Below are 24239 nucleotides of genomic sequence, written 5' to 3'. Positions count from 1 at the left end.
GACCTGTTGGAGTTGGAAATATCGTGATCGACAAGAGCATCAAAATCCTGGTTGTGGACGACTTCCCGACCATGCGCCGCATCGTGCGCAATCTGCTGAAGGAACTGGAGTTCCTCAACGTCGACGAAGCCGAGGACGGCGCGGCCGGCATCGAAAAACTGCGCGGCGGCAATTTCGGCTTCGTGGTGTCCGACTGGAACATGCCGAACATGGACGGCCTGACCATGCTGCAGACCATCCGCGCCGACCCCGAGCTGCAGAAGATCCCGGTGCTGATGGTCACGGCCGAAGCCAAGAAGGAAAACATCGTGGCGGCCGCGCAGGCGGGCGCCAACGGCTACGTGGTGAAGCCCTTCACCGCCGCCACGCTCGAGGAAAAGATCACCAAGATCTTCGAAAAGCTCGCCAAAGAGGCCGCCTGAAATGAACCAAGACGCTTCGGGAGCCGCGGACTCCACCAACAACACTGCGGAACAGCTGCTCGGCCGCATCGGCCAGCTCACGCGCCAGCTGCGCGAGGGCCTGCGCGAGCTCGGCCTGGACAAGCAGGTGGCCAAGGCCGCGCAGGCCATTCCCGATGCGCGCGACCGCCTGAGCTACGTGGCCGCGACCACCGAGCGCGCGGCGCACCGCGCGCTCAACGCCATCGACGTGGCGCAGCCGCTGCAGGAAGCGCTGGCGAACGACGCCAAGGGCCTGACCAAGCGCTGGGACAAGTGGTTCGAGAACCCCCTGGAACTCGACCAGGCGCGCGAGCTGGTGCTCGACACGCGCGGCTACCTCAATGAAGTGCCCGACCGCGCCAGCGCCATCAACTCTCAGCTGATGGAAATCCTCATGGCGCAGGACTTCCAGGACCTGACCGGCCAGGTCATCAAGAAGATGATGGAAGTGGTCAACGACGTGGAGACGCAGCTGCTCCAGGTGCTGATCGACAACTCCCCGCCCGAAAAGCGCCAGGAGGCCACGCAGAGCCTGCAGAACGGCCCGCAGGTCAAGCCCGGCAACCCCGAGGCGGTGACCGACCAGGCGCAGGTGGACGACCTGCTGGAGAGCCTGGGCTTCTAGACCTCGGGCAGGGTGGCCAGGCCCTCTGCTTCATTGGCCGAACTGCAGGGCGATAAGGGCCCTTATCGGCGGATTGTTCCGGACGACCGAATTCAATAATTTGGTCATGAGCAAGGCGTACTTCGCCACTGCTGGTTCGGAGCATGAATGGCTGAGGAAAGCGATCTCGAAAAAACGGAACCTGCCTCCGAGCGGCGCCTGGAAAAGGCGCGCGAGGAAGGCAACGTCGCCCGTTCGCGGGAACTCACCACGTTCGTGATGCTGGGTACCGCGAGCGCGGGCCTGTGGTTCAGCGCGGGGCTGCTCAGCGAGAGCATGGACGGCTCGCTGCGCCGCGGCCTGCAGTTCGAGCGCGCAAGCGCGTTCGACACCTCTCACATGCTGGCCCAGACCGGGCTCATGGCGCTGCAGACGCTGATGGCCATCGGCCCGCTGTTCGGGATGATGATGGTCGCGGCCGTGGCCGCGCCGCTGATGCTCGGCGGCTGGATGTTCTCCGCCGAGGCCGTCGCGCCCAAGTTCAGCAAGATCAATCCGCTGTCCGGCATCGCGCGCATGTTCTCGGCGCAGTCGCTGGCCGAGCTGGTCAAGGCGCTGGCCAAGTCGGCGCTGATCGGCGGCGTGGCGTGGTGGGTGATTGCGAGCGACATCGGCACCGTGATGGCGCTCATGGCGCAGCCCGCGCACTATGCGCTGCCGCACGCGCTGGTGCTGGTGGCCAAGCACTGCGTGCTGATCGCGGCCACGCTGTTTTTGGTGGCGCTGATCGACGTGCCCTTCCAGCTCTGGAGCTACTACCGCAAGCTGCGCATGTCGCGCGAAGACCTGCGCCAGGAGCACAAGGAAAGCGAAGGCGACCCGCACATCAAGGCGCAGATCCGCCGCCAGCAACAGCAGATCGCCAAGCGCCGGATGATGTCCGAAGTGCCCAAGGCCGACATCGTGCTGACCAACCCCACGCACTTTGCAGTGGCGCTGAAGTACCTGGACAGCGACATGCGCGCGCCGCGCGTGGTCGCCAAGGGCACCGACCTGGTGGCCGCGCGCATCCGCGAGCTGGCCAAGGAACACAACGTCGCCATCCTCGAAGCCCCGCCGCTCACGCGTTCGCTCTACAAGCACACCAAGGTGGGCGACGAAATTCCGAGCGGCCTCTACACCGCGGTGGCCGAAGTGCTGGCGTGGGTCTACCAGCTCAAGCGCTGGAAGAGCGAGGGCGGCGAAGCCCCCCGTACACCCACCGACCTGCAAGTGCCGCAAGCCCTTGAATACACAGTGAAAGACACAGCGAAAACCGCATGAACGCGATGACCAACCTGTTGCGTCTGCCGACGCAGATGTTCTCCGGATCGCAGTTCAAGGGACTGGCCGGGCCGATTCTCATCATCATGATCCTGAGCATGATGGTGCTGCCCCTGCCGCCATTCCTGCTCGACCTGCTGTTCACCTTCAACATCGCCATGTCGGTGATGGTGCTGCTGGTGAGCATGTACACCATGAAGGCGCTCGATTTCGCGGCCTTCCCGGCGGTGCTGCTGTTCTCGACGCTGCTGCGCCTGTCGCTGAACGTGGCTTCCACCCGCGTGGTGCTGATGCACGGCCACACCGGCCCCGATGCCGCGGGCAAGGTGATCGAGGCCTTCGGCCACTTCCTGGTGGGCGGCAACTTCGCCGTGGGCGTGATGGTGTTCATCATCCTCGTGCTCATCAACTTCATGGTGATCACCAAGGGCGCGGGCCGCATCGCCGAGGTGGGCGCGCGCTTCATGCTCGACGCGATGCCGGGCAAGCAGATGGCCATCGACGCCGACCTCAACGCCGGCCTGATCGGCGAGGAAGTGGCCCGCAAGCGCCGCCAGGAAGTGGCGCAGGAAGCCGACTTCTACGGCTCGATGGACGGTGCCAGCAAGTTCGTGCGCGGCGACGCGATCGCGGGCCTGCTCATCATGGTGATCAACATCATCGGCGGGCTGATCGTCGGGATGGTGCAGCACGGGCTGGACTTCTCCACCGCCGGCAAGACCTACACGCTGCTGGCTATCGGCGACGGCCTGGTGGCGCAGATTCCGGCGCTGGTGATCTCGACCGCGGCCGGCGTGATCGTCTCGCGCGTGACCACCGACGAAGACGTCGGCAGCCAGCTCACGGGCCAGCTGTTCGCGAACCCGCAGGTGCTGTTCCTGACGGCCGGCATCGTCGGCCTGCTGGGCATGATTCCCGGCATGCCGAACCTGGCGTTCCTGCTGATCGCGGGCGGCCTGGTGTGGCTGGGCCGCCGCCTGGTGAAGCGCAAGCCGCAGCAGCAGGCCGCGCAGGAAGCGGCCGCCGCGCAGGCCGCGACCCTCGCGCCCGGCGGCGAGATGGCCGAGGCCACCTGGGACGACGTGGCCATGGTCGACCCGCTGGGCATGCAGGTCGGCTACCGCCTGATTCCGCTGGTGGACCAGTCGCAGCAGGGCGAACTGCTGGGCCGTATCAAGAGCATCCGCAAGAAGATCGCGCAGGACATCGGCTTCCTGGTGCCGGTGGTGCACATCCGCGACAACCTGGAGATCAAGCCCAACACCTACGTCATCAGCCTGAAGGACGTGGAGATCGGCCGCGGCGAAGCCTTCCCCAACCAGTGGATGGCCATCAACCCCGGCCAGGTGTCGGGCACGCTGCCCGGCGCGCCCACGCGCGACCCGGCCTTCGGCCTGCCCGCGGTGTGGATCGACGCCAGCCAGCGCCAGCAGGCGCAGGTGTACGGCTACACGGTGGTCGACGCCTGCACGGTGATGGCCACGCACCTGAACCACCTGATACAGACGCACGCCGCCGAGCTGCTGGGCCGCCAGGAAGTGCAGCAGCTGCTCGACCAGATCGCCAAGACCGCGCCCAAGCTCACCGAGGACCTGGTGCCCAAGGTGCTGTCGCTCAGCACGCTGCACAAGGTGCTGCAGAACCTGCTCGACGAAGAGGTGCCGATCCGCGACATGCGCACCATCCTGGACGTGATGGCCGAGCATGCGCCGACCATCAAGGACCCGACCGAACTCACCACGCTCACGCGCCTGGCGCTGGGCCGCGCCATCACGCAGCAGCTGTTCCCGGGCGATGCGGAGATGCAGGTCATCGGCCTGGACGGCGCGCTCGACGGCGTGCTGCAGCAGGCGCTGAGCAACAGCGGCGGCATCGAGCCCGGCATTGCCGACAACCTGCTGCACCAGGCGCAGGCCGCCATCCAGCGGCAGGAGCAGATGGGGCTGGCCCCGGTGCTCGTCGTGCAGCACTCGCTGCGCGTGCTGCTGTCCCGTTTCCTGCGGCGCAGCCTGCCGCAGCTCAAGGTTCTTTCGCACGCGGAAATCCCTGATTCCCGCACCATCAAGATCACTGCCGCCATTGGAGGACGAGGTTGAATTCCCAGCAGAACGACGTGCGCACCACCGCACGCAAATTCGTCGCGGCCACCAGCCGCGAAGCCCTGAGGATGGTGCGCGAGGCGCTCGGCGCCGACGCCATCGTGCTGACCCACCGTGCCACCGCCGAGGGCGTCGAGATCGTCGCCATGGTGGAGGGCGATGTGCAGGGCGTGGCGCGCAACGCGGCGCCTGTGACGGCTGCGGTTGCGCCCGCGCCGGCACCTGTGCCTGCACCCGCACCTGCGCCCGCGCCCGCGCCCGCGCCTGTCATTGCACCTGCCGCGGCACCCGTTGCGCAGGTCGCGCCGGCCGCCCCAGTCCCGCGCCCGGTGCCGCTGCACCAGCCCGTGGCCGCGCCCGCGCCGGTGCCCCACGGCGACACCGTGCTCAACGAACTGCACTCCATGCGCGGCATGATCGAGGAACAGCTCGCCAGCGTGGTCTGGAACGACAAGCAGCGCCGCGACCCTGTGCGCGGCCGCCTGCTGCGCACGCTGCTGGGCGCAGGCTTCAGCGCGCGCCTGTCGAAGGCCATGCTCGAGAAGCTGCCCACCGGCCAGACCTATGCCGAGGGCATGGCCTACGTGCGCGCCGAGCTGATCCGCGCGGTGCCCGTGCATGAAGACGAAGACGCCCTGTTCGCGCAGGGCGGCGTGTACGCGCTGATGGGCCCGACCGGTGTCGGCAAGACCACCACCACCGCCAAGCTGGCCGCGCGCTGCGTGATGCGCTTCGGCGCCGACAAGCTCGCGCTGGTCACCACCGACAGCTACCGTATCGGCGCCTACGAGCAGTTGCGCATCTATGGCCAGATCCTCAATGTACCGGTGTACGCCGTGAAGGATGCGGCCGACCTGCATCTGGTGCTGCAGGACCTGCGCGACAAGCACATGGTGCTGATCGACACCGTCGGCATGAGCCAGCGCGACCGCGCCGTGCCCGAGCAGATCGCCATGCTGGGCCAGAGCCCGCGCCCGGTGAAGCGGCTGCTGCTGCTCAACGCCACCAGCCACGGCGACACGCTCAACGAAGTGGTGCACGCCTACCGCCACGGCAACGACCTGACCGGCTGCATCTTCACCAAGGTCGACGAGTCCACGCACCCGGGCGCGCTGATCGACACCGTCATCCGCCATCGCCTGCCGGTGCACTACATCTCCAGCGGCCAGAAGGTGCCCGAGAACCTGATGCAGGCCGACCGCGCGCAATTGGTGGACAGCGTGTTCCAGCCGCGCCAGCACAACCCGCTGTTCGTGCCGGCCGAAAGCGACCTGCAGGAAGAGCCCGCGGGCGCTGCCCCGTCGGCGCAGGTGGTGCAGGTGGTGCAGGCGCAGGGCGAGGCCGACCGCCTGCGGTTGAAGTACCAGAACCTCATTCGCGCGATGGCGCACGACGCGCAGGAGCTGGCCACCGCCGCCAGCGCGCTGGCCGGCGCGCAGATCGGCTTCGAGCGTGCGCGCGGGCTGTGGCGCAACGCCGCCGACGAAGACATCGGCCAGAAGGCGGTGCTGCAGGACCTGATGGTGCATGCGCGCGGCGAGATCGCCGCCGGCTGCGAGACCCATGTGCTCGCGCTGTGCGGCCAGGTCGGCCTGCGCTCGAACGAAGGCGGCGACGCCTACGAATGCCACGGCAGCCTGCTGCTGTCGGACCGCAGCGGCCTGCCGCTGGCCGCGCCCAACCAGTGGCTTTCCACCGCCGCCACGCGCGGCATGAAGGACGCCGCCCGCAAGCCGGGCGCGCGCCAGGTGCCGTGGCTGCGGCAGCAGGACTTCGGCGACAAGCCGATGGTGCATGTGCTCACGCGCCTGCCCGGCCTCGAATCGATGCTGCAGTGGCAGACCGCGGGCCAGCGCTGGCTGGCGCGCGCACCGGGCTCGACGGCCGTGATCGATGCGCGCACCGGCGCACCGGACACGCTCGCGCGCCTGGACCTCGAGTTCAGCGAAGGGCTGCCCGTGCGCTTCCGCGGCAAGGCCGCGCTGCGCTGCGAGGCGCATGCCGACGTGGTGCTGCGTTTCAACGCGGCCGCCGTGGCGGCGGGCGTCGGGCGCGAGGCCATGCCCGCGCTGCGCTGCGTCGCTACCCGCATGCTCGACGCGCGTAGCGGCAACGTGCTGGCGCAGAGCTATGCGCTGACGAACATCGGCACGGAAGTGTCGGCGCGCCAGCTCGCGCAATGGCAGGGCTGGGCCAACGACGCCGAGCCGTGCTTCCGCCTGCTGCGCGACGGCGTGCAGCTGATCGGCGGCATCGGCGAGCTGGGCGACCCGAACATCATGAAGCGCCTGCTGATCGCCGGCCAGATGACCACCACCGTGTGGCGCCTGCTGCAGGCCGAGGGCGAATGGGCCGACCGCACGCGCATGCTGCTGGGCCAGCTGACGGCGCGTCCGGCGCGCAACGGCCGGCTCATGAGCGGCAGCGCGCTGTACGCGGGCGTGGGCAAGCTTTTCCTGCTGCTGGAGGCGCTGGGCACCGAGTCCACCGCGCCCGTTCAGGCGCCGCGCGCGCTGGAGCCGCAGGGTTGAGGAGATCGCAATGAGCAAGATGGTCGCGGACCAGGCTGACGGGCTGCGTCGCCTGCTGGCGCAGACACAGACGCGCGTGGTCGCGGTCGCGAGCATGGGTTCCGGCGCCGGCGCCACCACGGCCGCGATGAATCTGGGCGCCGCGCTGGTGCAGCAGGGCAAGAACGTGCTGCTGCTCGACGAGCACTGCCCCAAGGTCGGTTCGGCCTGCGAGGTCTGGGCCATCGATCCGCTGGGCAACCTGGCCGACGTGGCCGCCGGCCGGCTCACGCTCGAAGGCGCCGCCGTGCGCGCCGGCAGCGGCGTGCATGTGCTGCCCGCGCCGCCGGGCGTGGCGGACGATGTGACAGACCCGCGTTCGATGTGGCGCGACGGCGTGGTCATCGTCGATGCGGCGCTCGACAGCGAAGGCCGCCTGTCGCCGCTCGCGCAGGGCGCCGACGAGCTGCTGCTGGTGCTGCAGCCACAGCCCGCGTCGATCACCACCGCCTACGCGGGCATCAAGCGCCTGCACTACGCGCACGGGCTCAAGCAATTGCGCTTCCTGGTCAACGGCGTGGCCGAGGTCGAGGCGGCGCGGCAGGTCATGAGCAACCTGGCCAACGCCGGCAGTCGCTACCTGGCGCTGTCGCTGGAGGCGGCGGGCTGGGCCCGCTTCGACGCGCGCATCGCCGATGCGTGGCGTCTGAAGCAGACCATCGTCGAGGCCTTTCCCGCCAGCGCGGCCGCGGTCGACTTCAGGCGCGTGGCCGACGACATGGGGCGCTGGCCCTGGCGCGCAGACGCGCGCGTCGCCGTCACCGGCAATCCAGCCCCCGCCGTGATGCACACGGCAGCCGCCTGACCCGGTCCCGGCAGACAACCGCAAGAGGAAGTCCGTGTACACCGCACAGGGAACCATCGAGAAATCGCACCTGCTGGCGCAGCACCAGCCGCTGGTGCGCCGCATCGCATTGCAGATGATGGCCAAGCTGCCCGCCAGCGTGGAGCTGGACGACCTGATCCAGGCCGGCATGCTGGGCCTGCTGGACGCGTCCAGCCGCTACCAGGACAACCGCGGCGCGCAGTTCGAGACCTTCGTCAGCCAGCGCATCCGCGGCGCCATGCTCGACGAGCTGCGCGCCAACGACTGGGGCTCGCGCGGCCTGCGCCAGTCGGCGCGCGGCATCGAGAAAGCCATTCATGCGCTCGGCCACCGGCTCGGGCGTGCGCCGAGCGAAGGCGAGATCGCCAAGGAACTGAAGATGGACCTGGAGGCCTACCAGTCCATGCTGCAGGAGATCCAGGGCTGCCAGCTGCTCTACGTCGAAGACTTCGCGAAGGACGATCCGGACAACCCGTTCCTGGACATCCACTCGAAGGACGCGCGCCGCGACCGGCGCGGCGGCGACGATCCGCTGGAGCAACTGCTCGAAAGCGGCTTTCGCCACCAGCTGGTGGACGCCATCTCGGCGCTGCCGGAGCGCGACCAGCTGCTGCTGAACCTCTACTACGAGGAAGAACTGAACCTGCGCGAGATCGGCGCCATCCTGGAAGTGAGCCAGTCGCGGGTGTGCCAGTTGCACAGCCAGGCGATCAGCCGGCTGCGCGCGAAGCTCAAGGACCTGCTCTGACCGGATAGGCGTTGTCCGTCAGCATGTCGCGCCGCTTTCCGGCGCGATGCGGCTGGCGGGCAGGCGAGGCTTGCGGCTTGTCCCAGCAGCCAACCACCAATCCCCAACTCCTCGCGCGGCGGCGGCTTGCCCGCCCGGCCCGGCCCATTGCCGACTACGCGCTGATCGGCTCCACCCACAGCGCCGCGCTGGTGCATCTGGGCGGCGACATCGAATGGCTGTGCCTGCCGCGCTTCGACTCCGCCGCCATGTTCGCGAGCCTTCTGGGCGACGAGCGCAACGGCCACTGGACGATGCGCGCGCGCAGCGCCAAGGCGCGCGTAACCCGGCGCTACCTGCCCGGCACCATGGTGCTGGAGACCACCATCCACACGGCGAAGGGCACTGCCGTCGTCACCGACTTCATGCCGCGCCCGGCCATCGGCGGCACGCACGAAGTGGTGCGCATCGTGCGCGGCGTGCGCGGCACGGTGAACATGCACACCGAGTTGCGCATCCGCTTCAACTACGGCGAATGGTGCCCCTGGGTCGAGCGGCGCGACGGCGCGGTGCATGCCACCGCCGGCCCCGACGCGGTGCGCATCAGCTCCGGCGTGCCGCTGACCAACGAGGACTTCGCGAGCCGTGCCGACTTCACCGTGTCGGCCGGGGAGGCGATTTCGTTCGTGCTCGACTGGTTTCCCTCGCACGAAAAGCCGCCGGTCACGCGCGACGCCAATGCGCTGCTGGCCCAGGCCAGCGCCGAGTGGTGCGCATGGACCGACCGCTGCGGCTACCACGGCGAGTTCCGCGAACCCGTGATGCGCTCGCTGCTCACGCTCAAGGCGCTGACTTACCAGCCCACCGGCGGCATCGTCGCCGCGCCCAGCACCTCGCTGCCCGAGCTGCCCGGCGGCGAGCGCAACTGGGACTATCGCTTCTGCTGGCTGCGCGATGCCGCGCTCACGCTCTACGCGCTGATCGGCTCGGGCTATGTGGAGGAGGCCAGCGCCTGGCGCTGGTGGCTGATGCGCGCGGTGGGCGGTTCGCCCGAAGAGCTGCAGGTGATGTACGGCCTGCACGGCGAACGCTCGCTCACCGAGCTGGAGCTGGGCTGGCTGCCGGGCTACGACGACAGCCGGCCGGTGCGCATCGGCAACGGCGCGCACGGGCAGCGCCAGCTCGACGTGTACGGCTCGGTCATCGCGGCTTTCCATGCGGCGCGCAAGGCCGGGCTCACGGACATGGACAAGGTCTGGCCGCTGGAGCGCGCCATTGCGAAGCAGCTCATGGTGCTGTGGAAGCAGCCCGACTGCAGCCTGTGGGAAGTGCGCGGCGAGGCACGCCACTTCGTGCACTCCAAGATGATGTGCTGGCTCGCCTTCGACCGCATGATCGCGAGCGCGGAAGACTTCGGCCTGGAAGGGCCGGTCGATCGCTGGCGCGCGGCGCGCGACGAGATCCATGCCGAGGTCTGCGCGCGGGGCTATGACGCGGCGAGCAATTCTTTCGTGCAGTACTACGGCGCCGACACGGTCGATGCCGCGCTGCTGTGGATGCCGCTGATCGGCTTCCTGCCGATCAACGATCCGCGCGTGCTGGGCACCATCGCGCGCATCGAGAAAGAGCTGATCTTCAATGGGCTGGTCTACCGCTACCGCACCGAGAAAGGCGTGGACGGCCTCGAAGGCGGAGAGGGCGCGTTCCTGGCCTGCAGCTTCTGGCTGACCAACGTGTACGTGGCCATGGGCAAGCTGCGCAAGGCGCGCGCGCTGTTCAAGCGGCTGCTGGCGCTGGGCAACGACCTGGGCCTGTTCGCGGAGGAATACGACCCGGTCGGGCAGCGTCAGCTGGGCAACTTTCCGCAGGCGTTTTCGCACATCGGCCTCATCAACAGCGCGCATGCGCTGGTGTCGGCGGCGGGCGGCGTGTGGGAGCTGGCGGATCTCGACGGCAAGGCGCCGCTCAAGCGGCGGCGGTCGCGTTCTGCTTCGCGCGCTGGATGAACCGCGCGCCGATGTCGGCAACGATCAGTGCCACCGGCGTGTCGATGGCGGCGTGCCATACGTCGGCTTCGCTCGCGTCGGGTCTTTCCAGCGTCTGCAGCTGGCTGTCTAGCAGGGTGGGCGGCATGTAGTGGCCGGTGCGCTGTTCCAGCCGCTGCCTCACCAGCGCCGCGGCCCCGTCGAGAAACACGAACTGAAGCGACGGCGACGCGGCGCGCAGCCGGTCGCGGTAGGCACGCCGCAGGGCGGAACAGGCGACCACCACGCCGCGGGGCGCGGCGGTGCGGTCGGCCAGGTTCTGGCCCACGCGGTCGAGCCAGGGCCAGCGGTCTTCGTCGCCGAGCGGCTGGCCGGCCCGCATGCGCGCCACGGCTTCGGGCAGGTGCAGGTCGTCGGCGTCGATCCAGGGCAGCTCGAGCATGCGCGCCAGCCCCGCCGCCACGCTGCTCTTGCCGGTGCCCGACACGCCCATCACCACCACGCAGGTGGGCTGCTGGGGTTGCATGCTGCTACAGGCTGGCGGTGATGCCGCCGTCCACGTACAGGATATGGCCGTTGACGAAGCTGGAGGCGTCCGACGCCAGGAAGATGGCCGCGCCGCCGAGCTCCTCGACATTGCCCCAGCGGCCGGCGGGCGTGCGGCCGGAGAGCCAGGCGGTGAAGGCCTCGTCGGCCACCAGCGCCTGCGTCAGTTCGGTCTTGAAGTAGCCGGGGCCCAGGCCGTTGACCTGGATGCCGTACTTGCCCAGGTCGATGGCCATGCCCTTGGTGAGCATCTTCACCGCGCCCTTGGTGGCGGCGTAGGGCGCGATGCCGGGGCGGCCCAGTTCGCTCTGCACCGAGCACACGTTGATGATCTTGCCGCGCTTGCGCTCGATCATGCGTTGCGCCACGAAGCGGCCCACGAGGAACACGCTGTCGATGTTGGTGGTGGTGATCTTGTGCCACGCGTCGATGGGGAATTCGGCGAACGCGCCGCGGTGCTGCATGCCCGCGTTGTTGACGAGGATGTCGATGGCGCCGACGTCGGCCTCGATGGCCGCCACGCCCGCCTCGACCGCGGCGGCGTCGGTCACGTCGAAGGCGGCCGACTCGGCGGCGATGCCCCGGGCGCGCAGTGCGTCGCGCGCGGCGGTGAGCGCGGCGGCGTCGCGTGCATTGAGCACGACGCGCGCGCCGGCCTGGCCCAGCGCCGCGGCCAGTGCGAAGCCGATGCCCTTGCTGGAGCCGGTGATGAGGGCGGTGCGCCCGGAGAGGTCGAACAGTTTCAAGAAAAGCTCCTGGGGGACGGGACAGTGACAGGGTGACAGCTGGCGAAAGTTACCGGTATCTTTAGAAAACGTCAATGGGTGAAGCCCGCGCTGGATTTATCCTTGGCAATTGGTTAGAGTTACCGGTATCTTTCATGCAGCAGGAGACCTCCGCTTGACCGCTACCGCCAATGCTCCGCACGTGCTCATGCCCGGCACCTACCCCGAATGGGACATGGCACCGATGCGGGCGGCCTACACCCTGCATCACCTGTGGGAGGCGCCGGACCAGGCCGCCTTCATCGCCGAACACGGCGCGAACATCCGCGCCATCGCCACGCGCGGCGAACTGGGCGCGAGCGCCGAGCTCATCGCGTCGCTGCCCAAGCTGGAACTGGTCGCCTGCTACGGCGTGGGCACCGACGCCATCGACCTGGCCGCCTGCCGCGCGCGCGGCATCCGCGTGACCAACACGCCCGACGTGCTCAACGGCGACGTGGCCGATCTCGCCGTGGGGCTCACGCTGGCGCTGCAGCGGCGCATTCCGGCCGGCGACCAGTTCGTGCGCAGCGGCGCGTGGGCGCAGGGCGGCATGCCGCTGGCCACGCGCGTCTTCGGCCAGCGCGTCGGCATTGCCGGTTTCGGCCGCATCGGCGGCACCATCGCCAAGCGGCTCTCGGGCTTCGACGTGGAGCTGGGCTACTTCAGCCGCAGCCCGAAGGCCGACAGCCCGCACCGCCATTTCGCGAGCCTGAGCGCCATGGCCGACTGGTGCGACGTGCTCATCGTCATCCTGCCCGGCGGCGAGGCCACGCGCGGCATCGTGAACGCCGAAGTGCTGCGGGCCCTGGGCCCCAAGGGCTGGCTGGTGAACGTGTCGCGCGGCACCACCGTCGACGAAGCCGCGCTGCTGCAGGCGCTCGAAGCGCGCGCCATCGCCGGCGCGGCGCTCGACGTGTTCCTCAACGAGCCGCGCATCGACCCGCGGTTCGCCGTGCTCGACAACGTGGTGCTGACCCCGCACCACGGCAGCGGCACCGAACAGACGCGCCGCGCCATGGGCGAGCTGGTGCGCCGCAACCTCGAGGCCCACTTTGCCGGCCAACCCCTTGTCACCCCCGTTGCCTGAAGAAAGAAGAAACATCATGCGTCTGCGTTGCATGTGCCTCGTGATCCACGCCCCCGACGACCTGCGGCTTGACGAACAGGACGCCGGGGAAATCGGCCCCGGCCAGGTATTGGTGAAGGTCGGCATGGGCGGCATCTGCGGCTCCGACCTGCACTACTTTCACAACGGCGGCTTCGGCACCGTGCGCATCAAGGAGCCGATGGTGCTGGGCCATGAGGTGGCCGGAACCGTGGTGGCGGTGGCGCCCGGCGTCGACAGCGTGCGCATCGGCGACAAGGTGGCCGTCAACCCCAGCCGCCCGTGCGGCGCCTGCAAGTTCTGCCTGGAAGGCCTGCCCAACCAGTGCCTGGACATGCGCTTCTATGGGAGTGCCATGCGCACGCCGCATGTGCAGGGCGCGTTCCGCAACATGCTGCTGTGCGAGGCCACGCAGTGCGTGAAGGTGGCAGAGCACGTGCCGCTGCGGCTGGCCGCGCTGGCCGAGCCGTTCTCGGTGGGCCTGCACGGCGTGTCGCGCGCCGGGCCGCTGCTGGGCAAGCGCGTGCTGGTGTCGGGCTGCGGCCCCATCGGCGTGCTGGCCATCGCGGCGGCGCGCGCGCACGGCGCGGCCGAGATCACCGCCACCGACGTGGTCGACGAACCGCTGGTCATCGCACGCGCGATGGGCGCGGACCAGACGATCAACGTCGTGCAGGACAAGGCCTGGGTTTCGCGCTACGCGGCCGACAAGGGCACCTTCGACGTGATGCTCGAATGCTCCGGCAACGAACGCGCGCTGCGCGACGGGCTCGAGGTGATGCGCCCGCGCGGCGTGGTCGCGCAGCTCGGCCTTGGCGGCGACGTGAGCATTCCGCAGAACATGGTGGTGGCCAAGGAGCTGAGCATCTGCGGCTCGTTCCGCTTCCACGCCGAGTTCGCGCTGGCGGTGCGGCTCATCAACGAAGGGCGGGTCGACCTGTCGCCGGTGGTGACGCATACCTTCCCGATGCTGAAGGCGCGCGAGGCCTTCGAGCTGGCGAGCGATCGCAAGCAGGCGATGAAGGTGCTGATCGACTTCGCGGGTATGGAAGCGGCTGCCTGAGGCCCCTCAGGAGCTTTCGCGCTGCTCGATATGGAACGGGATCATCACCGTCTCTGACGGCGGGCGGTGCCCATCCTGCGCACCGTCGATCACCCGCAGCAGCAGCTCGCCCGCCGCCTTGCCGATGCCCACGCAATCCACGGCCACGGTCGTGATGCGAGGGTGGCAGGCGCGCGCCACCTCGAAGTCGCCGAAGCCGGCGATCGCGATGCGGCCCGGCACGTCCCAGCCCTGGCGCTGGCATTCCATCAGCGCGCCGAAGGCCGAGAGGTCGGACACGCAGAGCACCGCATCCACGTCGGGCCACTGGCGCACGAGCTGCGCCACGGCCTCGCCGCCTTGCGCCATCGAGATCGGCGGCTGGCCGAAGCTGATGACGCGTCCGTCGGGCAGCCCCAGTTCGCGGATCGCCTGCGCATAGCCGCGCTGGCGGTCGGCGCCGCGTGTGTCGCGGTTCGAGGTGCCGCCGATGAAGGCGATGCGCCGGTAGCCCTTGCCGTGCAGGTGCCGCACCATCGCCGCCGCGGCTTCGGCGTTCGAGAAACCGACCGTGTGCCCGATGGGCGTGGCGGGCAGGTCCCAGGTCTCGATCACCGGCACGCCGGCCGCCTGCAGCATGGCGCGCGCGGCGGGGGTGTGCGAGCCGCCGGTGAGGATCACGCCCTCGGGCCTTCGCGCGAGCATTGCGCGCAGCAGGCGCTCTTCGGTCTCCATGCGGTAGTCGGTGTAGCCCAGCAGCAGTTGCAGGCCGTGCGCTTCCACCGCCGCGGTGATGCCCTGCACGGTCTCCGAGAAGTTGGAGTTGTTGAGCGAGGGGATCAGCGCCGCGACGAAGCCCGAGCGCTTGCTCGAGAAGGTGCGCGCGGTCTGGTCGATGACATAGCCCATCTCCTCGCAGGCCTGCAGGATGCGCTCGCGCAGCGCCTGCGACGTGACGCGGTCGCTGCCCACGCTGCGGTTGAGCGCGCGCGAGACCGTCATCTTCGACACGCCGACGCGCGCGGCCACGTCGGCCATGGTGGGCGGGCGGGAAAGAGGGGCGGAGGCTTTGGTCGGGGGCAAGGGGCTCTCTCGGGGAGTCGTGTTCGAGGGTGGACGCTGCGATACCGATAACGCAAGCATCGCCTTCCCGGATGCTACGAGAACTTCCTCGATTCTGAAAACCACAGAGGAAGATGGCCGGCACGGCACCGGCGGATCGGGTCGGGTTACTGGTATCTCCTGGGCAACCCGCGCTCAGGCGCGCTCTTTCTTCAGCTGCCGCAGCGCGGCCTCGGCATGCGTGATGAAGCGGCCGGCCAGCAGCGAGGCCGCGAAGTTGTCGTTGGTGACGGCGAACACGTCGAACGACGGCGCCTTGAGGATCGGCCGGAAGCTCAGCCGGTCGGTCATGCAGCCGCGCGCGGTGAGGTCGTCGACGATGGCCACGCCCGCGCCCGCCGCCGCCAGGGCGCAGGCGGTCTGGCCGGCGCGCACCTCGGTCTGCGCGTCGGGCTGGCAGCCGTGCTGCTCGCACCAGTCGGCAATGATGCGGCCCTGCGGCGTGTCGGGGCTGAAGGCGATCATGCGTTCGCCCAGGATGTCGGACGGCTTCAGCGTGCGCCGCGCCTCCAGCGCATGGCCCTTGGGAAACACGCCGGCCAGCGTCCATTGGCCGATGGTGCGCGCATTGAGCAGCGGATCGTCGATGGCCAGGGTGGAGATCGCCACGTCGGCTTCGTTGGCGGCCAGCCGCTTGACCATGTCGCGGGCCAGCAGAACTTCGACGTAGAAGCGGGCGGCGGGGAATTCGCGGCCCAGCGCGGTGAGCGCGCGCGGCACCATGTCCAGCCCGGTGCTCGGGCTGCACAGCACGCGCAGTGTGAGCATCTTGCCGCTCTTGAGTGCCTGCGCGCAGTCCTCGATGCGCGCGACGCCGCGATACACCTGCTCGACCTCTGCGAACAGCGCCTGTGCCTCTGGCGTGGCCTGCAGCTTGCCCTTGCGGCGCTCGAACAGGCGCAGCCCCAGCTGCAGTTCGATGTGCGACAGCATGCGGCTGATGCCCGGCTGCGACACGTGCAGCGAACGCGCGGCATCGGTGACGGAGCCGGCCAGCATGACGGCGCGGAAGACTTCGATCTGTCGGAGGTTCATGACTTTGCCCCGCGCTTCGGCGTTGTTCGATAACGCGATGTTATGGGACTGCGACGTGTTGGTATTTGCCGGCCCGGCGGGGTCTTCCTACGATCGACGCGTTACTTCATTCGATCAAAACCACAAGCAGAGGCATACAAGACATGGTCCACCGTCCAGTCGAAAGCACGGGTGCGCAGGCACCCGGCGTCACGCGCAGAAGCGTTCTCTCGGTCATGGCGCTCGGCGCCGCGGGCACCCTGGCCGCCGGCCCCTGGCTTGGCGCCAGGGCCGCAGAGGCATGGCCCACCAAGCCGGTGCGCATCATCGTGCCCTTCGCGCCGGGCGGCGGCGCCGACGGTTCGGCGCGCGTGCTGGCCGAGGTGCTCGCGCCGCAGCTGGGCCAGGCGGTGATCGTGGAGAACAAGCCGGGCGCGGGCAGTGCCATTGGCGTGGCGGCCGCCCTGCAGAGCCGCGACGGCCACACGCTGCTCATGGGCAGCAACAGCATGGTGATCAACCCCGCGCTGAACCCCAAGCTCACGTACGACGTGGCGCGCGACTTCGACGCCATCGGCATGGTCTCGCAGCAGCCGCTGGTGCTGGTGGTGCCGGCCGATTCCAAGGCGAAGACGGTGGCGGACCTGGTGGCGCAGGCCAAGGCGCAGCCGGGCAAGCTCAGCGCCGGCAACAGCGGCACCGGCACGCTGGCGCACCTGACGGCCGAGCTGTTCGCGCAGGAAACCGGCACCTCGCTGGTCAGCGTGCCCTACAAGGGCGAGAGCGCGCTCATGCCCGACCTGATCTCCGGGTTGGTGTCGATGGGCTTCCTCAACCTGCCGAGCGTGATCGTGCATATCCGCTCGGGCCGGCTGCGCGCGCTGGCCGTGTCCTCGGCGCAGCCCGTGGCCGAGCTGCAGAACGTGCCCACCTTCCGCAGCCTCAAGCTGCAGAGCCTGGAGGTCGAGGGCTGGGCCACGCTGGTCGCGCCCAAGGGCTCGATTCCTCCCGAGGGGCTGGCCCGGCTCGAGAAGCTGCTGGCCGCGGCCCTGCAATCCGACGTGGTGAAGAAGCGTTTCACGGCGCTGAGCCTCGAACCCTTCACCAGCGGCCGCGAGGCCACGGCGAAGTACCTCAAGGCCGAAGGCAGCCGCTGGGGCGAGGTGGTGAAGAGCCGCGGCATCCAGCTGGAAAACTGAAATGAACGACAGCACGAATCAAGGCCTGGCAAGCAGTAGCCGCATGGTCGAGGCCGACGTGGTGGTGTGCGGCGGCGGCGTCGCCGGCACGATGGCGGCCGTGGCGGCGGCAAGGCAGGGCGCATCGGTCGTGCTGGTGGAGCGCTACGGCTTCCTCGGCGGCAACGCCACGGCCGGCGCGGTGGCGCAGTTCAACAGCTGGCAGACCGGCAACGGCCGCAAGGTGGTGGCGGGCCTGGCCGACGAGGTGGTCGAGCGGCTGCGCGGCTACGGCGGGGCTCGCGAGCACGAGACCTTCGTGATGTCCACCGGGCATCGCATGGACCGCGTCGAATACGCGCCCGAGGTGCTCAAGCTGGTGCTCGACGACATGGTGGCCGAGGCCGGCGTGCGGCCCCTGCTGCATGCCAGCCTGCTCGAGGTGGCGTGCGAGGGCCGTCGCGTCGACGGCGTGCGCGTGCTGACCAAGGGCGGCGTGCTGTACCTGCGCGCGGGCGTGCTCATCGATGCGTCTGGCGACATGGACGCGCTGAAGCAGGCGGGCGCGCGCTTTCTCGAACTCGGCGACGGCGAGGCGCTGCAGCCGGCGACGATGATGTTCCGCTTCGGACCGATCGACTTCGAGCGCTTCGGCGCGCTGTCGAAGGCCGAGCTTGCAGAGCTGGCGGCGCGGGGCTTCGAGCAGGGCCGGCTGGCGCGCGCGGCGCTGCATTCGAGCCGCGATCCGTATTCGGACGACGGCTGGTTCAACATCAGCCGCCTGGGCATCGACGCCACCGACCCGATGGCGCTGGGCGCCGCCGAGATCGAAGGACGGCGCCAGGCATGGAAGGCGGCGAGCTTCCTCGCGGACGCGGTGCCCGGCTGCGGGCAGGGCCGGCTGCGGGCCTTTGGCACGCAGGTCGGCGTGCGCGAGACGCGACGGATGGAGGGCGACCATGTGCTGACGGCCGCCGAACTGCTGGAGCCCGTGCAGTTTCCCGATGCGATCGCGGCGGGGGCGTATCCGATCGACATCCACCCGGCGACGGGCGGCGCGCTGCACTACGTGCCGATGGATGCCGACCACGCCTACCAGATTCCGTACCGCAGCCTGGTGCCGAGCACGCTCGACAACGTCCTGGGCATCGGCCGGGGCATCTCGGCCAGCCACGAGGCGCTGGCCGCGATCCGGGTGATGACGATCTCGATGGCGGTCGGGCAGGCGGCCGGCGTTGCCGCGGCCATGGCCGCCCGGGCGGCGGAAGGCGGCATGGGGGCGCAGGTCAGGAGCGTGCCGGTGCCGGCCCTGCGCGACGCGCTGCTGAGCGGCGGCGCCGTGCTCGGCTAGGTCGGCCAGGGCGGCCGACCGCTGGGCGTCAGAGCCAGTTGCCGGTCTGCGGCATCTGCACCTTCTCGGCCGGGTCGTCGCTCGTCACGAACGAGCCGATGACCACGCTCAGGATCGAGATGAAGATGCTCGCGAAGAGCGCGGTCCAGAAGCCGGACACGCGGAAGCCCTTCACCAGCGCCGCCACCAGCAGGATCATCAGCGCGTTGATGACCAGCAGGAACAGGCCGAGCGTCACGAGCGTCAGCGGCAGCGTGAGCACGATCAGCAGCGGCTTGACGACGGCGTTGGCCAGGCCCAGCAGCAGGGCGGAGACCACCAGCGCGCCGGTGCTCTCGAACTTGATCCCGCGAAACAGATGGCTCGCCACCCAGAGCGAAATGGCCGTGATGGCCCAGTGGATGAGGAAGGGGGCCAGGTTGTTCAGCATCTCTGAAGGCTCGTGATTCGTGGAAAAGAGGCTGGCCATTATCCGTGGCCGGCCGGGCCGCTGTTTTCTCTTGTTACGCGGAGAAACAAGGGGCGACACGCCGTTAAGATCCCATCTCTTGGTGCCCCCGCGCAGAGGGGCTTTTTTTGTGGCCGGATAAACAAGGGTCATCGCCATATGGCCAATGCCTCGATCGCGAGCTCGACACCCGCCCCGGCTTCGGCCGACGAGGCCGAATCATGGGTGCGCGGCGAGCTCATCCGCAGCCTGATGCGTTCGGCGCGGGGCTCCTATTTCGTGTCGGCCGCGCTCATGCCGGCCATGGTGGGGCTCAACTGGGCCTATGTGTCGCACTGGGAGCTGCTCACCTGGCTGGTGGCCGGGCTCATCGCCACGGCCTGCCGTGCCTGGGGCGCGCAGGTCTACGCGGTGCGCTATGCGGGGCGCAGTTCCGCGGCGCAGCAGCAGTTCACCGAGCGCTACGGCTTCGTCTGGAGCACCAGCGCGGTGGTGTGGGGCTTCTCGGTGCTGCTGTTCTTCGAGCGCACGCCGCAGGTCAACCAGTTCATGAGCTGGCTCATCGTTGCCGGCGTGGGCACCTTCCCGCTCAACGGGCTGGCACTGCATCCGCCGCTGCTCAAGCGCTACGTGAACACGCTGTTCATCACGATGCTTGGCGCCGTGGTGATCCGGCTTTCGGGAATCATGCTGCAGCACCCGCAGTTCCAGTACAGCTACCTGATGCCGATCCTCCCGATCCTGCACTGGTTCCTGCTGCTGCGGGCCGGGCGCCATATCTACGAGACGGCGCGCAACAGCCTGGAGCTGCTGTTCCACAACCACATCCTGATCAAGTCGCTCACGCAGCAGCGGCAGGCGGCGGTGTCGGCCGTGGCCATGAAGAACCGCTTCCTGGCCAGCGCCGCGCACGACATGCGCCAGCCGGTGCTCGCGCTTTCGCTGTACGCCGACTGGCTGCGCAACGAGCCTGAACTGGTGCTGGAGCTGGCCCCGAAGATCGTGCGCGCCACGCACGCGGTGAATGCGCTGTTCGACTCGATGTTCGACCTGGCGCGCATCGATTCGGGCCAGGTGCGCCTGCACGTCGAGCGCGTCGACGTGCCCGAGCTGCTGCACGACCTGGAGCTGCAGTACCGCCCAGTGGCCGAGAGCCGCGGGCTGGACTTCCGGGTGCACGTGTGCGAGGGCTCGTTCCTCACCGACCCGATCCGCGTGCGCCGCATGATCGGCAACCTGCTGGCCAACGCCATCAAGTACACGACCGAGGGTGGCGTGCTGCTGGCCGCGCGGCAAACGCGCGACGGCCTGCGCGTGGAGGTGTGGGATACAGGCATCGGCATCGCGCCCGAGCACCTGCGCGACGTGTTCCTGGAGTTCTACAAGGTGGCCGACCACGCCGGCACCTCCGACGGCTTCGGCCTCGGTCTGGCCATCGTCGCGCGGCTTTCGCATGTGCTGGGGCATCCGGTGAGCGTGCGGTCGCGGCTGGGCAGCGGGAGTGTGTTCCGCGTGGCGTTGCATGATGCGGACGAAGCGGTGGCGCAGGCGCGGGTGACGGCGTCCGGCGGCTGAGCCGCCGATCACCCATGAAAAAACCGCGCGTTGCGCGGTTTTTTCATTCCAGAAACACCGAGGAACCGGCTCCGCCGGGCCTCAGGTGTTGCCCCCTGCAAGGGGGAAGGAGAAGCGACACGAAGTGCGCGAAGCCTGGGGGTTAGCCAGAGAGCAACCCGTTCGTGCGCGCATAGTGCAGCGCCTGCGTCCGGCTCTTCACCCCCAGCCGGCGGAACAGCCGCCACAGGTGAACCTTCACCGTGTGCTCGCTGATCTCCAGGTCGGTGGCGATGTCGCGATTGCTCATGCCCTTGTCGAGCATGGCGATCAGCTGGGTCTGGCGCTTCGACAGCTTGCCGCTGTTGGCGGCCGGCGGTTCGTCGGCTTCGTCCTCCGAGCCCGCCATCAGCAGGCCGCGCAGTGCAGCCGCCAGCTCGTTGGAGCTGGCCGATTTTTCGATGTAGGTGTCGGCACCCGCCTCGATGCAGGCGTCTTCCATGTCGGCGGCCGGTGCCGCCGAATACACGGCGATCGGCACATTCGGATAGACCTGCTTGACCGCGATCACGCCCGACACGCCATTGGTGTCCGGGAGCTTCAGGTCCAGGCAGAAGAGGGTGGGGGCGCCGCGCTGCTGGACGGAGCCCGCGAGCTTGTCGAGGCGCTCGAGCTCGACGATGTTCTCGGCCGGGCGCAAGCGCCGCAAGACCATCACGATCGCGTCGCGCATCAGGGGGTGGTCGTCGATGACATAAATGCTCATGTTTTCTTCCTTTGTGATCGCACCGTCTTCTCTCTTCCTGCTCGCCGGCGGATGGGCCGGCGTGTTTAGCCGGATCAACTCCCTTGGTTCGTGGGCGTTGCCTCCGCCAGTGCCTCCAGCGCTTCGGTGACAGCGCGTGTTCCTTCTGTGTCGATCGGTTCGAGCTGCTCCGCCAGCGCGACCAGTGCCGCGCCGCGCTCGGCCTGCAAGACCGCGATGGTACGGCCCGCCTCTTGCGGCGACGTGAATCCACGGCTTTGCAGCAGGGTTTCGCCGTGCGCATCGAGCAGCTTGAAATAGAACAGGCCGTCGGCCTTTTCGCGGTATTGCTTGAAGCTGGGCTTCGCGACCTTGGCCGCCTTGGCGCCGCCCTTGTCCTTGCCGGCCGCGAGATTGCGCAGGCCGACCGCGTGGCGCAGCTTGACCAGGAAGGGCTTCGACAGCGCGCGTGCCTTCTCGGCGCCGATGAGCAGGAGGCGCTCGATCTCGGCCGGGTTGTTCATGAGCGCGTCGTAGCGCTCGCGCAGCGGCGCCACTTCGAGGTCGATGCGCTCGAACAGCAGCTGCTTGGCGTCGCCCCAGCCGATGCCGTCGGCATAGGCCTTGCGGAGCATCTCGGTCTCGTCGGCGTCGGCAAAGGCCTGGTAGATCTGGAACAGCGCGGAGCCTTCGGTGTCCTTGGGCTCGCCGGGCGCGCGCGAGTCGGTCACGATGCTGGTGATCTGCTTGCGCAGGTACGCGCGCGGCGCGAACAATGGGATCGTGTTGTTGTAGCTCTTGCTCATCTTGCGGCCGTCGAGGCCGGGCAAGGTGGCGACGGCATCGTCGATCTCGGCGTCGGGCAGCGTGAAGTGCTCGCCGTACTGGTGGTTGAAGCGCTGCGCCATGTCGCGCGCCATCTCGATGTGCTGCACCTGGTCGCGGCCCACGGGCACCTTGTGGGCGTTGAACATCAGGATGTCCGCGCCCATGAGCACCGGGTACATGAAGAGGCCGGCCGTGACGTCGGCGTCGGGGTCTTCGCCCTTGGCGACGTTCTTGTCGATCTGCGCCTTGTAGGCATGCGCGCGGTTGAGCACGCCCTTGCCGGTGACGCAGGTGAGAAACCAGGTGAGCTCCGGGATCTCGGGAATGTCGGACTGGCGGTAGAAGGTGACGTGCTCGGGGTCGAGCCCGCAGGCCAGCCAGCTGGCGGCGATCTCCAGGGTCGAGCGCTGGATGCGCGCCGGCTCCTGCACCTTGATGAGCGCGTGGTAGTCGGCCAGGAAGAAGAAGCTCTGCACACCGGGCGCGACGCTTTGCCGCACCGAGTGGCGGATCGAGCCGACGTAGTTGCCGAGGTGGGGCGTGCCCGACGGGGTGATGCCGGTCAGGACGCGCAGGGGAGCTTTGGAAGACGCAGACATGGAACGAGGAACTTAGAGCAGCAATGCCTTGAGCGGGGTGATGGCCAGGTTGACGACGTAGTAGCCGACATCCATGAGCGGACGCAGCCAGTAGTTGCTGACGACGCCGGCGAGCACCAGCGCCATCACGATGAAGAAGCCGTAGGGCTCGATGCGGGCCAGGAAATTCTGTGCCGGCCCGTTGGGCAGCAGGCCCGCCAGCACGCGGCCCCCGTCCAGCGGCGGCAGCGGGAACAGGTTGAAGGCCCACATCACGAGGTTGACCAGCACACCGCCCTGCGCCATCTTGATGAAAAAGGTTTCATTGATGCCTGCCGCGACCAGCGTCACCAGCACCAGCGCCCAGAGGATGGCCTGGATGAAGTTCGAGGCCGGCCCCGCCAGCGCCACCCACACCATGTCGCGCTTCGGGTGGCGCAGCCGCCCGAAATTGACCGGCACCGGCTTGGCATAGCCGAACAGGAAGGCGCCGGAGGTCGCAAAGTACAGCATCAGCGGCATCAGGATGGTCCCGATGGGGTCGATGTGCTTCATGGGGTTGAGCGTGACGCGCCCCATTACCTCTGCGGTGTTGTCGCCGAAATAACGCGCGACATAGCCATGGGCCGCCTCGTGCACGGTGATCGCGAAGATCACCGGCAGTGCGTATATCAGTACGGTCTGTATGAGATTGGAAATATCCACTGCGCGATTGTGTCAGACGGGGCGTGTCTATCTGCCCGATTTCAGAGCCCCAGCACGGCCAATGCACCGCGCCCCTGGCGCACCACGACCGGGTCGTCGCCCGTGCCCATGGGCGTGAGGTCGACCACCGTGGTGGGCTGCGAAGGGCATGCCCCGGCATCGATGACGGCGCCGATCTGCTTCTCGAAGCGCTCGCGGATGGTCTGCGCATCGTTGAGCGCCTCGGTCTCGCCGGGCGCGATCAGCGTGGTGGCCAGCAGCGGCGCACCGTGCAGCGACAGCAGCTCCAGCAGCACCTTGTGGTCGGGCACGCGCAGGCCGATGGTCTTGCGCTGGGGATGGCTCACGCGGCGCGGCACTTCCTTGGTGGCTTCGAGCAGGAAGGTGTAGGGGCCGGGCGTGGCGGCCTTCAGCAGGCGGTATTGCTTGTTGTCGACGCGCGCGTAGTTGGCCAGCTCGCTCAGGTCGCGGCACAGCAGCGTGAGGTGGTGTTTCTCGTCGACCTGCCGGATGCGGCGCAACTGGTCGACCGCGTCCTTGTCGTCGAGGTGGCAGGCCAGGGCATAACTGGAGTCGGTGGGCACGGCCACGATCTCGCCGCGCTCGAGCAGCGACACGGCCTGCTTGAGCAGGCGCTGCTGCGGGTTCTCGGGGTGGACTTCGAAGTACTGGGCCATGG

At 68.7% G+C, this 24239-nt stretch carries 22 protein-coding genes; 13 read left to right on the top strand and 9 right to left on the bottom strand.

What is annotated here, in order from left to right; genetic code table 11:
• Nucleotides 1–26: 26 nt before the first annotated feature.
• From cheY to L3V85_RS26100, 8 genes are all read left to right on the top strand, one after another.
• Entirely contained in the window at nucleotides 27–422 is a 396-nt protein-coding gene (gene cheY / locus L3V85_RS26135) for a chemotaxis response regulator CheY (protein WP_237680650.1), read from the top strand.
• A 1-nt stretch (nucleotide 423) separates the two neighbouring features.
• Nucleotides 424–1068, top strand: coding sequence for a protein phosphatase CheZ (gene cheZ / locus L3V85_RS26130; RefSeq protein WP_237675580.1), 645 nt, complete (start codon nucleotides 424–426; stop codon nucleotides 1066–1068).
• Between the two features lie 147 nt (nucleotides 1069–1215).
• The gene (gene flhB / locus L3V85_RS26125) at nucleotides 1216–2370 is read left to right on the top strand and encodes a flagellar biosynthesis protein FlhB (RefSeq protein ID WP_237675579.1); all 1155 of its coding nucleotides are present in this window, start codon (nucleotides 1216–1218) and stop codon (nucleotides 2368–2370) included.
• Nucleotides 2367–4466, top strand: a complete 2100-nt coding sequence (flhA, locus tag L3V85_RS26120) for a flagellar biosynthesis protein FlhA (RefSeq protein WP_237675578.1) — start codon at nucleotides 2367–2369, stop codon at nucleotides 4464–4466. Before flhB ends, flhA begins: the two co-directional genes overlap by 4 nt.
• Entirely contained in the window at nucleotides 4463–7000 is a 2538-nt protein-coding gene (flhF, locus tag L3V85_RS26115; RefSeq protein ID WP_237675577.1) for a flagellar biosynthesis protein FlhF, read from the top strand. The genes flhA and flhF overlap by 4 nt, the downstream gene beginning before the upstream one ends.
• Before the next feature lie 10 nt (nucleotides 7001–7010).
• A complete protein-coding gene (locus tag L3V85_RS26110; protein ID WP_237675576.1) occupies nucleotides 7011–7844 on the top strand; it encodes a MinD/ParA family ATP-binding protein in 834 nt (277 codons plus the stop codon).
• A 34-nt stretch (nucleotides 7845–7878) separates the two neighbouring features.
• The gene (locus L3V85_RS26105; RefSeq protein ID WP_237675575.1) at nucleotides 7879–8613 is read left to right on the top strand and encodes an RNA polymerase sigma factor FliA; all 735 of its coding nucleotides are present in this window, start codon (nucleotides 7879–7881) and stop codon (nucleotides 8611–8613) included.
• A gap of 23 nt (nucleotides 8614–8636) precedes the next feature.
• Nucleotides 8637–10598, top strand: coding sequence for a glycoside hydrolase family 15 protein (locus L3V85_RS26100; protein WP_414080245.1), 1962 nt, complete (start codon nucleotides 8637–8639; stop codon nucleotides 10596–10598).
• On the opposite strand, the gene L3V85_RS26095 is transcribed toward L3V85_RS26100, so the two are convergent.
• Nucleotides 10558–11103 carry a gluconokinase gene (locus tag L3V85_RS26095; protein ID WP_237675573.1) on the bottom strand — a complete coding sequence of 182 codons (546 nt, stop codon included), beginning with the start codon at nucleotides 11101–11103 and terminating at the stop codon, nucleotides 10558–10560. The two genes, L3V85_RS26100 and L3V85_RS26095, sit on opposite strands and share 41 nt — an antisense overlap.
• 4 nt (nucleotides 11104–11107) lie before the next feature.
• Nucleotides 11108–11869: an SDR family oxidoreductase gene (locus L3V85_RS26090; protein ID WP_237675572.1), complete on the bottom strand. Its 762-nt coding sequence runs from the start codon at nucleotides 11867–11869 to the stop codon at nucleotides 11108–11110.
• Nucleotides 11870–12023: 154 nt separating this feature from the next.
• Between L3V85_RS26090 and L3V85_RS26085 the strand changes: the two genes are divergently transcribed.
• Nucleotides 12024–12977, top strand: a complete 954-nt coding sequence (locus L3V85_RS26085) for a 2-hydroxyacid dehydrogenase (RefSeq protein WP_237675571.1) — start codon at nucleotides 12024–12026, stop codon at nucleotides 12975–12977.
• Between the two features lie 16 nt (nucleotides 12978–12993).
• Nucleotides 12994–14058, top strand: coding sequence for an L-idonate 5-dehydrogenase (locus L3V85_RS26080; RefSeq protein ID WP_237675570.1), 1065 nt, complete (start codon nucleotides 12994–12996; stop codon nucleotides 14056–14058).
• A gap of 6 nt (nucleotides 14059–14064) precedes the next feature.
• On the opposite strand, the gene L3V85_RS26075 is transcribed toward L3V85_RS26080, so the two are convergent.
• Together L3V85_RS26075 and L3V85_RS26070 are read right to left on the bottom strand one after the other, a co-directional pair.
• On the bottom strand, nucleotides 14065–15075 hold the full coding sequence (locus L3V85_RS26075) for a LacI family DNA-binding transcriptional regulator (RefSeq protein ID WP_237680649.1): 1011 nt from the start codon (nucleotides 15073–15075) through the stop codon (nucleotides 14065–14067).
• 219 nt (nucleotides 15076–15294) lie between these two features.
• A complete protein-coding gene (locus L3V85_RS26070; RefSeq protein ID WP_237675569.1) occupies nucleotides 15295–16194 on the bottom strand; it encodes a LysR family transcriptional regulator in 900 nt (299 codons plus the stop codon).
• Between the two features lie 143 nt (nucleotides 16195–16337).
• On the opposite strand from L3V85_RS26070, the gene L3V85_RS26065 reads away from it, so the two are divergent.
• Nucleotides 16338–17372, top strand: a complete 1035-nt coding sequence (locus tag L3V85_RS26065) for a Bug family tripartite tricarboxylate transporter substrate binding protein (RefSeq protein ID WP_237675568.1) — start codon at nucleotides 16338–16340, stop codon at nucleotides 17370–17372.
• Nucleotide 17373: 1 nt separating this feature from the next.
• Nucleotides 17374–18702: an FAD-dependent oxidoreductase gene (locus tag L3V85_RS26060; protein ID WP_237675567.1), complete on the top strand. Its 1329-nt coding sequence runs from the start codon at nucleotides 17374–17376 to the stop codon at nucleotides 18700–18702.
• Nucleotides 18703–18730: 28 nt separating this feature from the next.
• Here the strand turns inward: L3V85_RS26060 and L3V85_RS26055 are convergent, their stop codons facing one another.
• Nucleotides 18731–19132, bottom strand: a complete 402-nt coding sequence (locus tag L3V85_RS26055; RefSeq protein ID WP_237675566.1) for a phage holin family protein — start codon at nucleotides 19130–19132, stop codon at nucleotides 18731–18733.
• A gap of 177 nt (nucleotides 19133–19309) precedes the next feature.
• Between L3V85_RS26055 and shkS the strand changes: the two genes are divergently transcribed.
• Nucleotides 19310–20725, top strand: a complete 1416-nt coding sequence (gene shkS / locus L3V85_RS26050; protein ID WP_237675565.1) for a surface-behavior sensor histidine kinase ShkS — start codon at nucleotides 19310–19312, stop codon at nucleotides 20723–20725.
• A 142-nt stretch (nucleotides 20726–20867) separates the two neighbouring features.
• Here shkS and L3V85_RS26045 read toward each other — a convergent pair whose 3' ends face one another.
• From L3V85_RS26045 to L3V85_RS26030, 4 genes are all read right to left on the bottom strand, one after another.
• Nucleotides 20868–21470, bottom strand: coding sequence for a LuxR C-terminal-related transcriptional regulator (locus L3V85_RS26045; protein ID WP_081266230.1), 603 nt, complete (start codon nucleotides 21468–21470; stop codon nucleotides 20868–20870).
• A 74-nt stretch (nucleotides 21471–21544) separates the two neighbouring features.
• Nucleotides 21545–22876, bottom strand: coding sequence for a tryptophan--tRNA ligase (locus L3V85_RS26040; protein WP_237675564.1), 1332 nt, complete (start codon nucleotides 22874–22876; stop codon nucleotides 21545–21547).
• Between the two features lie 12 nt (nucleotides 22877–22888).
• Entirely contained in the window at nucleotides 22889–23560 is a 672-nt protein-coding gene (locus L3V85_RS26035) for a site-2 protease family protein (protein WP_237675563.1), read from the bottom strand.
• A 41-nt stretch (nucleotides 23561–23601) separates the two neighbouring features.
• Nucleotides 23602–24237 (bottom strand): L-threonylcarbamoyladenylate synthase, encoded by a 636-nt coding sequence (locus L3V85_RS26030; protein WP_237675562.1) that lies wholly within the window; start codon nucleotides 24235–24237, stop codon nucleotides 23602–23604.
• Nucleotides 24238–24239: the final 2 nt, after the last annotated feature.

The sequence above is a fragment of the Variovorax paradoxus genome, assembly GCF_022009635.1.
GTDB lineage: Bacteria > Pseudomonadota > Gammaproteobacteria > Burkholderiales > Burkholderiaceae_C > Variovorax.
Note: the sequence above shows the minus strand (reverse complement) of the source record. Positions and strands in the feature narration are given on the sequence as shown.

Coding starts and splice junctions, on each gene's coding strand:
- L3V85_RS26075 (WP_237680649.1), bottom strand. CDS start 15,075: ATGGCCGACGTGGCCGCGCGCGTCGGCGTGTCGAAGATGACGGTCTCG.
- L3V85_RS26070 (WP_237675569.1), bottom strand. CDS start 16,194: ATGAACCTCCGACAGATCGAAGTCTTCCGCGCCGTCATGCTGGCCGGC.
- L3V85_RS26110 (WP_237675576.1), top strand. CDS start 7,011: ATGAGCAAGATGGTCGCGGACCAGGCTGACGGGCTGCGTCGCCTGCTG.
- flhB (WP_237675579.1), top strand. CDS start 1,216: ATGGCTGAGGAAAGCGATCTCGAAAAAACGGAACCTGCCTCCGAGCGG.
- L3V85_RS26030 (WP_237675562.1), bottom strand. CDS start 24,237: ATGGCCCAGTACTTCGAAGTCCACCCCGAGAACCCGCAGCAGCGCCTG.
- shkS (WP_237675565.1), top strand. CDS start 19,310: ATGGCCAATGCCTCGATCGCGAGCTCGACACCCGCCCCGGCTTCGGCC.
- L3V85_RS26040 (WP_237675564.1), bottom strand. CDS start 22,876: ATGTCTGCGTCTTCCAAAGCTCCCCTGCGCGTCCTGACCGGCATCACC.
- L3V85_RS26065 (WP_237675568.1), top strand. CDS start 16,338: ATGGTCCACCGTCCAGTCGAAAGCACGGGTGCGCAGGCACCCGGCGTC.
- flhA (WP_237675578.1), top strand. CDS start 2,367: ATGAACGCGATGACCAACCTGTTGCGTCTGCCGACGCAGATGTTCTCC.
- L3V85_RS26055 (WP_237675566.1), bottom strand. CDS start 19,132: ATGCTGAACAACCTGGCCCCCTTCCTCATCCACTGGGCCATCACGGCC.
- L3V85_RS26095 (WP_237675573.1), bottom strand. CDS start 11,103: ATGCAACCCCAGCAGCCCACCTGCGTGGTGGTGATGGGCGTGTCGGGC.
- L3V85_RS26045 (WP_081266230.1), bottom strand. CDS start 21,470: ATGAGCATTTATGTCATCGACGACCACCCCCTGATGCGCGACGCGATC.
- L3V85_RS26060 (WP_237675567.1), top strand. CDS start 17,374: ATGAACGACAGCACGAATCAAGGCCTGGCAAGCAGTAGCCGCATGGTC.
- L3V85_RS26080 (WP_237675570.1), top strand. CDS start 12,994: ATGCGTCTGCGTTGCATGTGCCTCGTGATCCACGCCCCCGACGACCTG.
- cheZ (WP_237675580.1), top strand. CDS start 424: ATGAACCAAGACGCTTCGGGAGCCGCGGACTCCACCAACAACACTGCG.
- L3V85_RS26100 (WP_414080245.1), top strand. CDS start 8,637: ATGTCGCGCCGCTTTCCGGCGCGATGCGGCTGGCGGGCAGGCGAGGCT.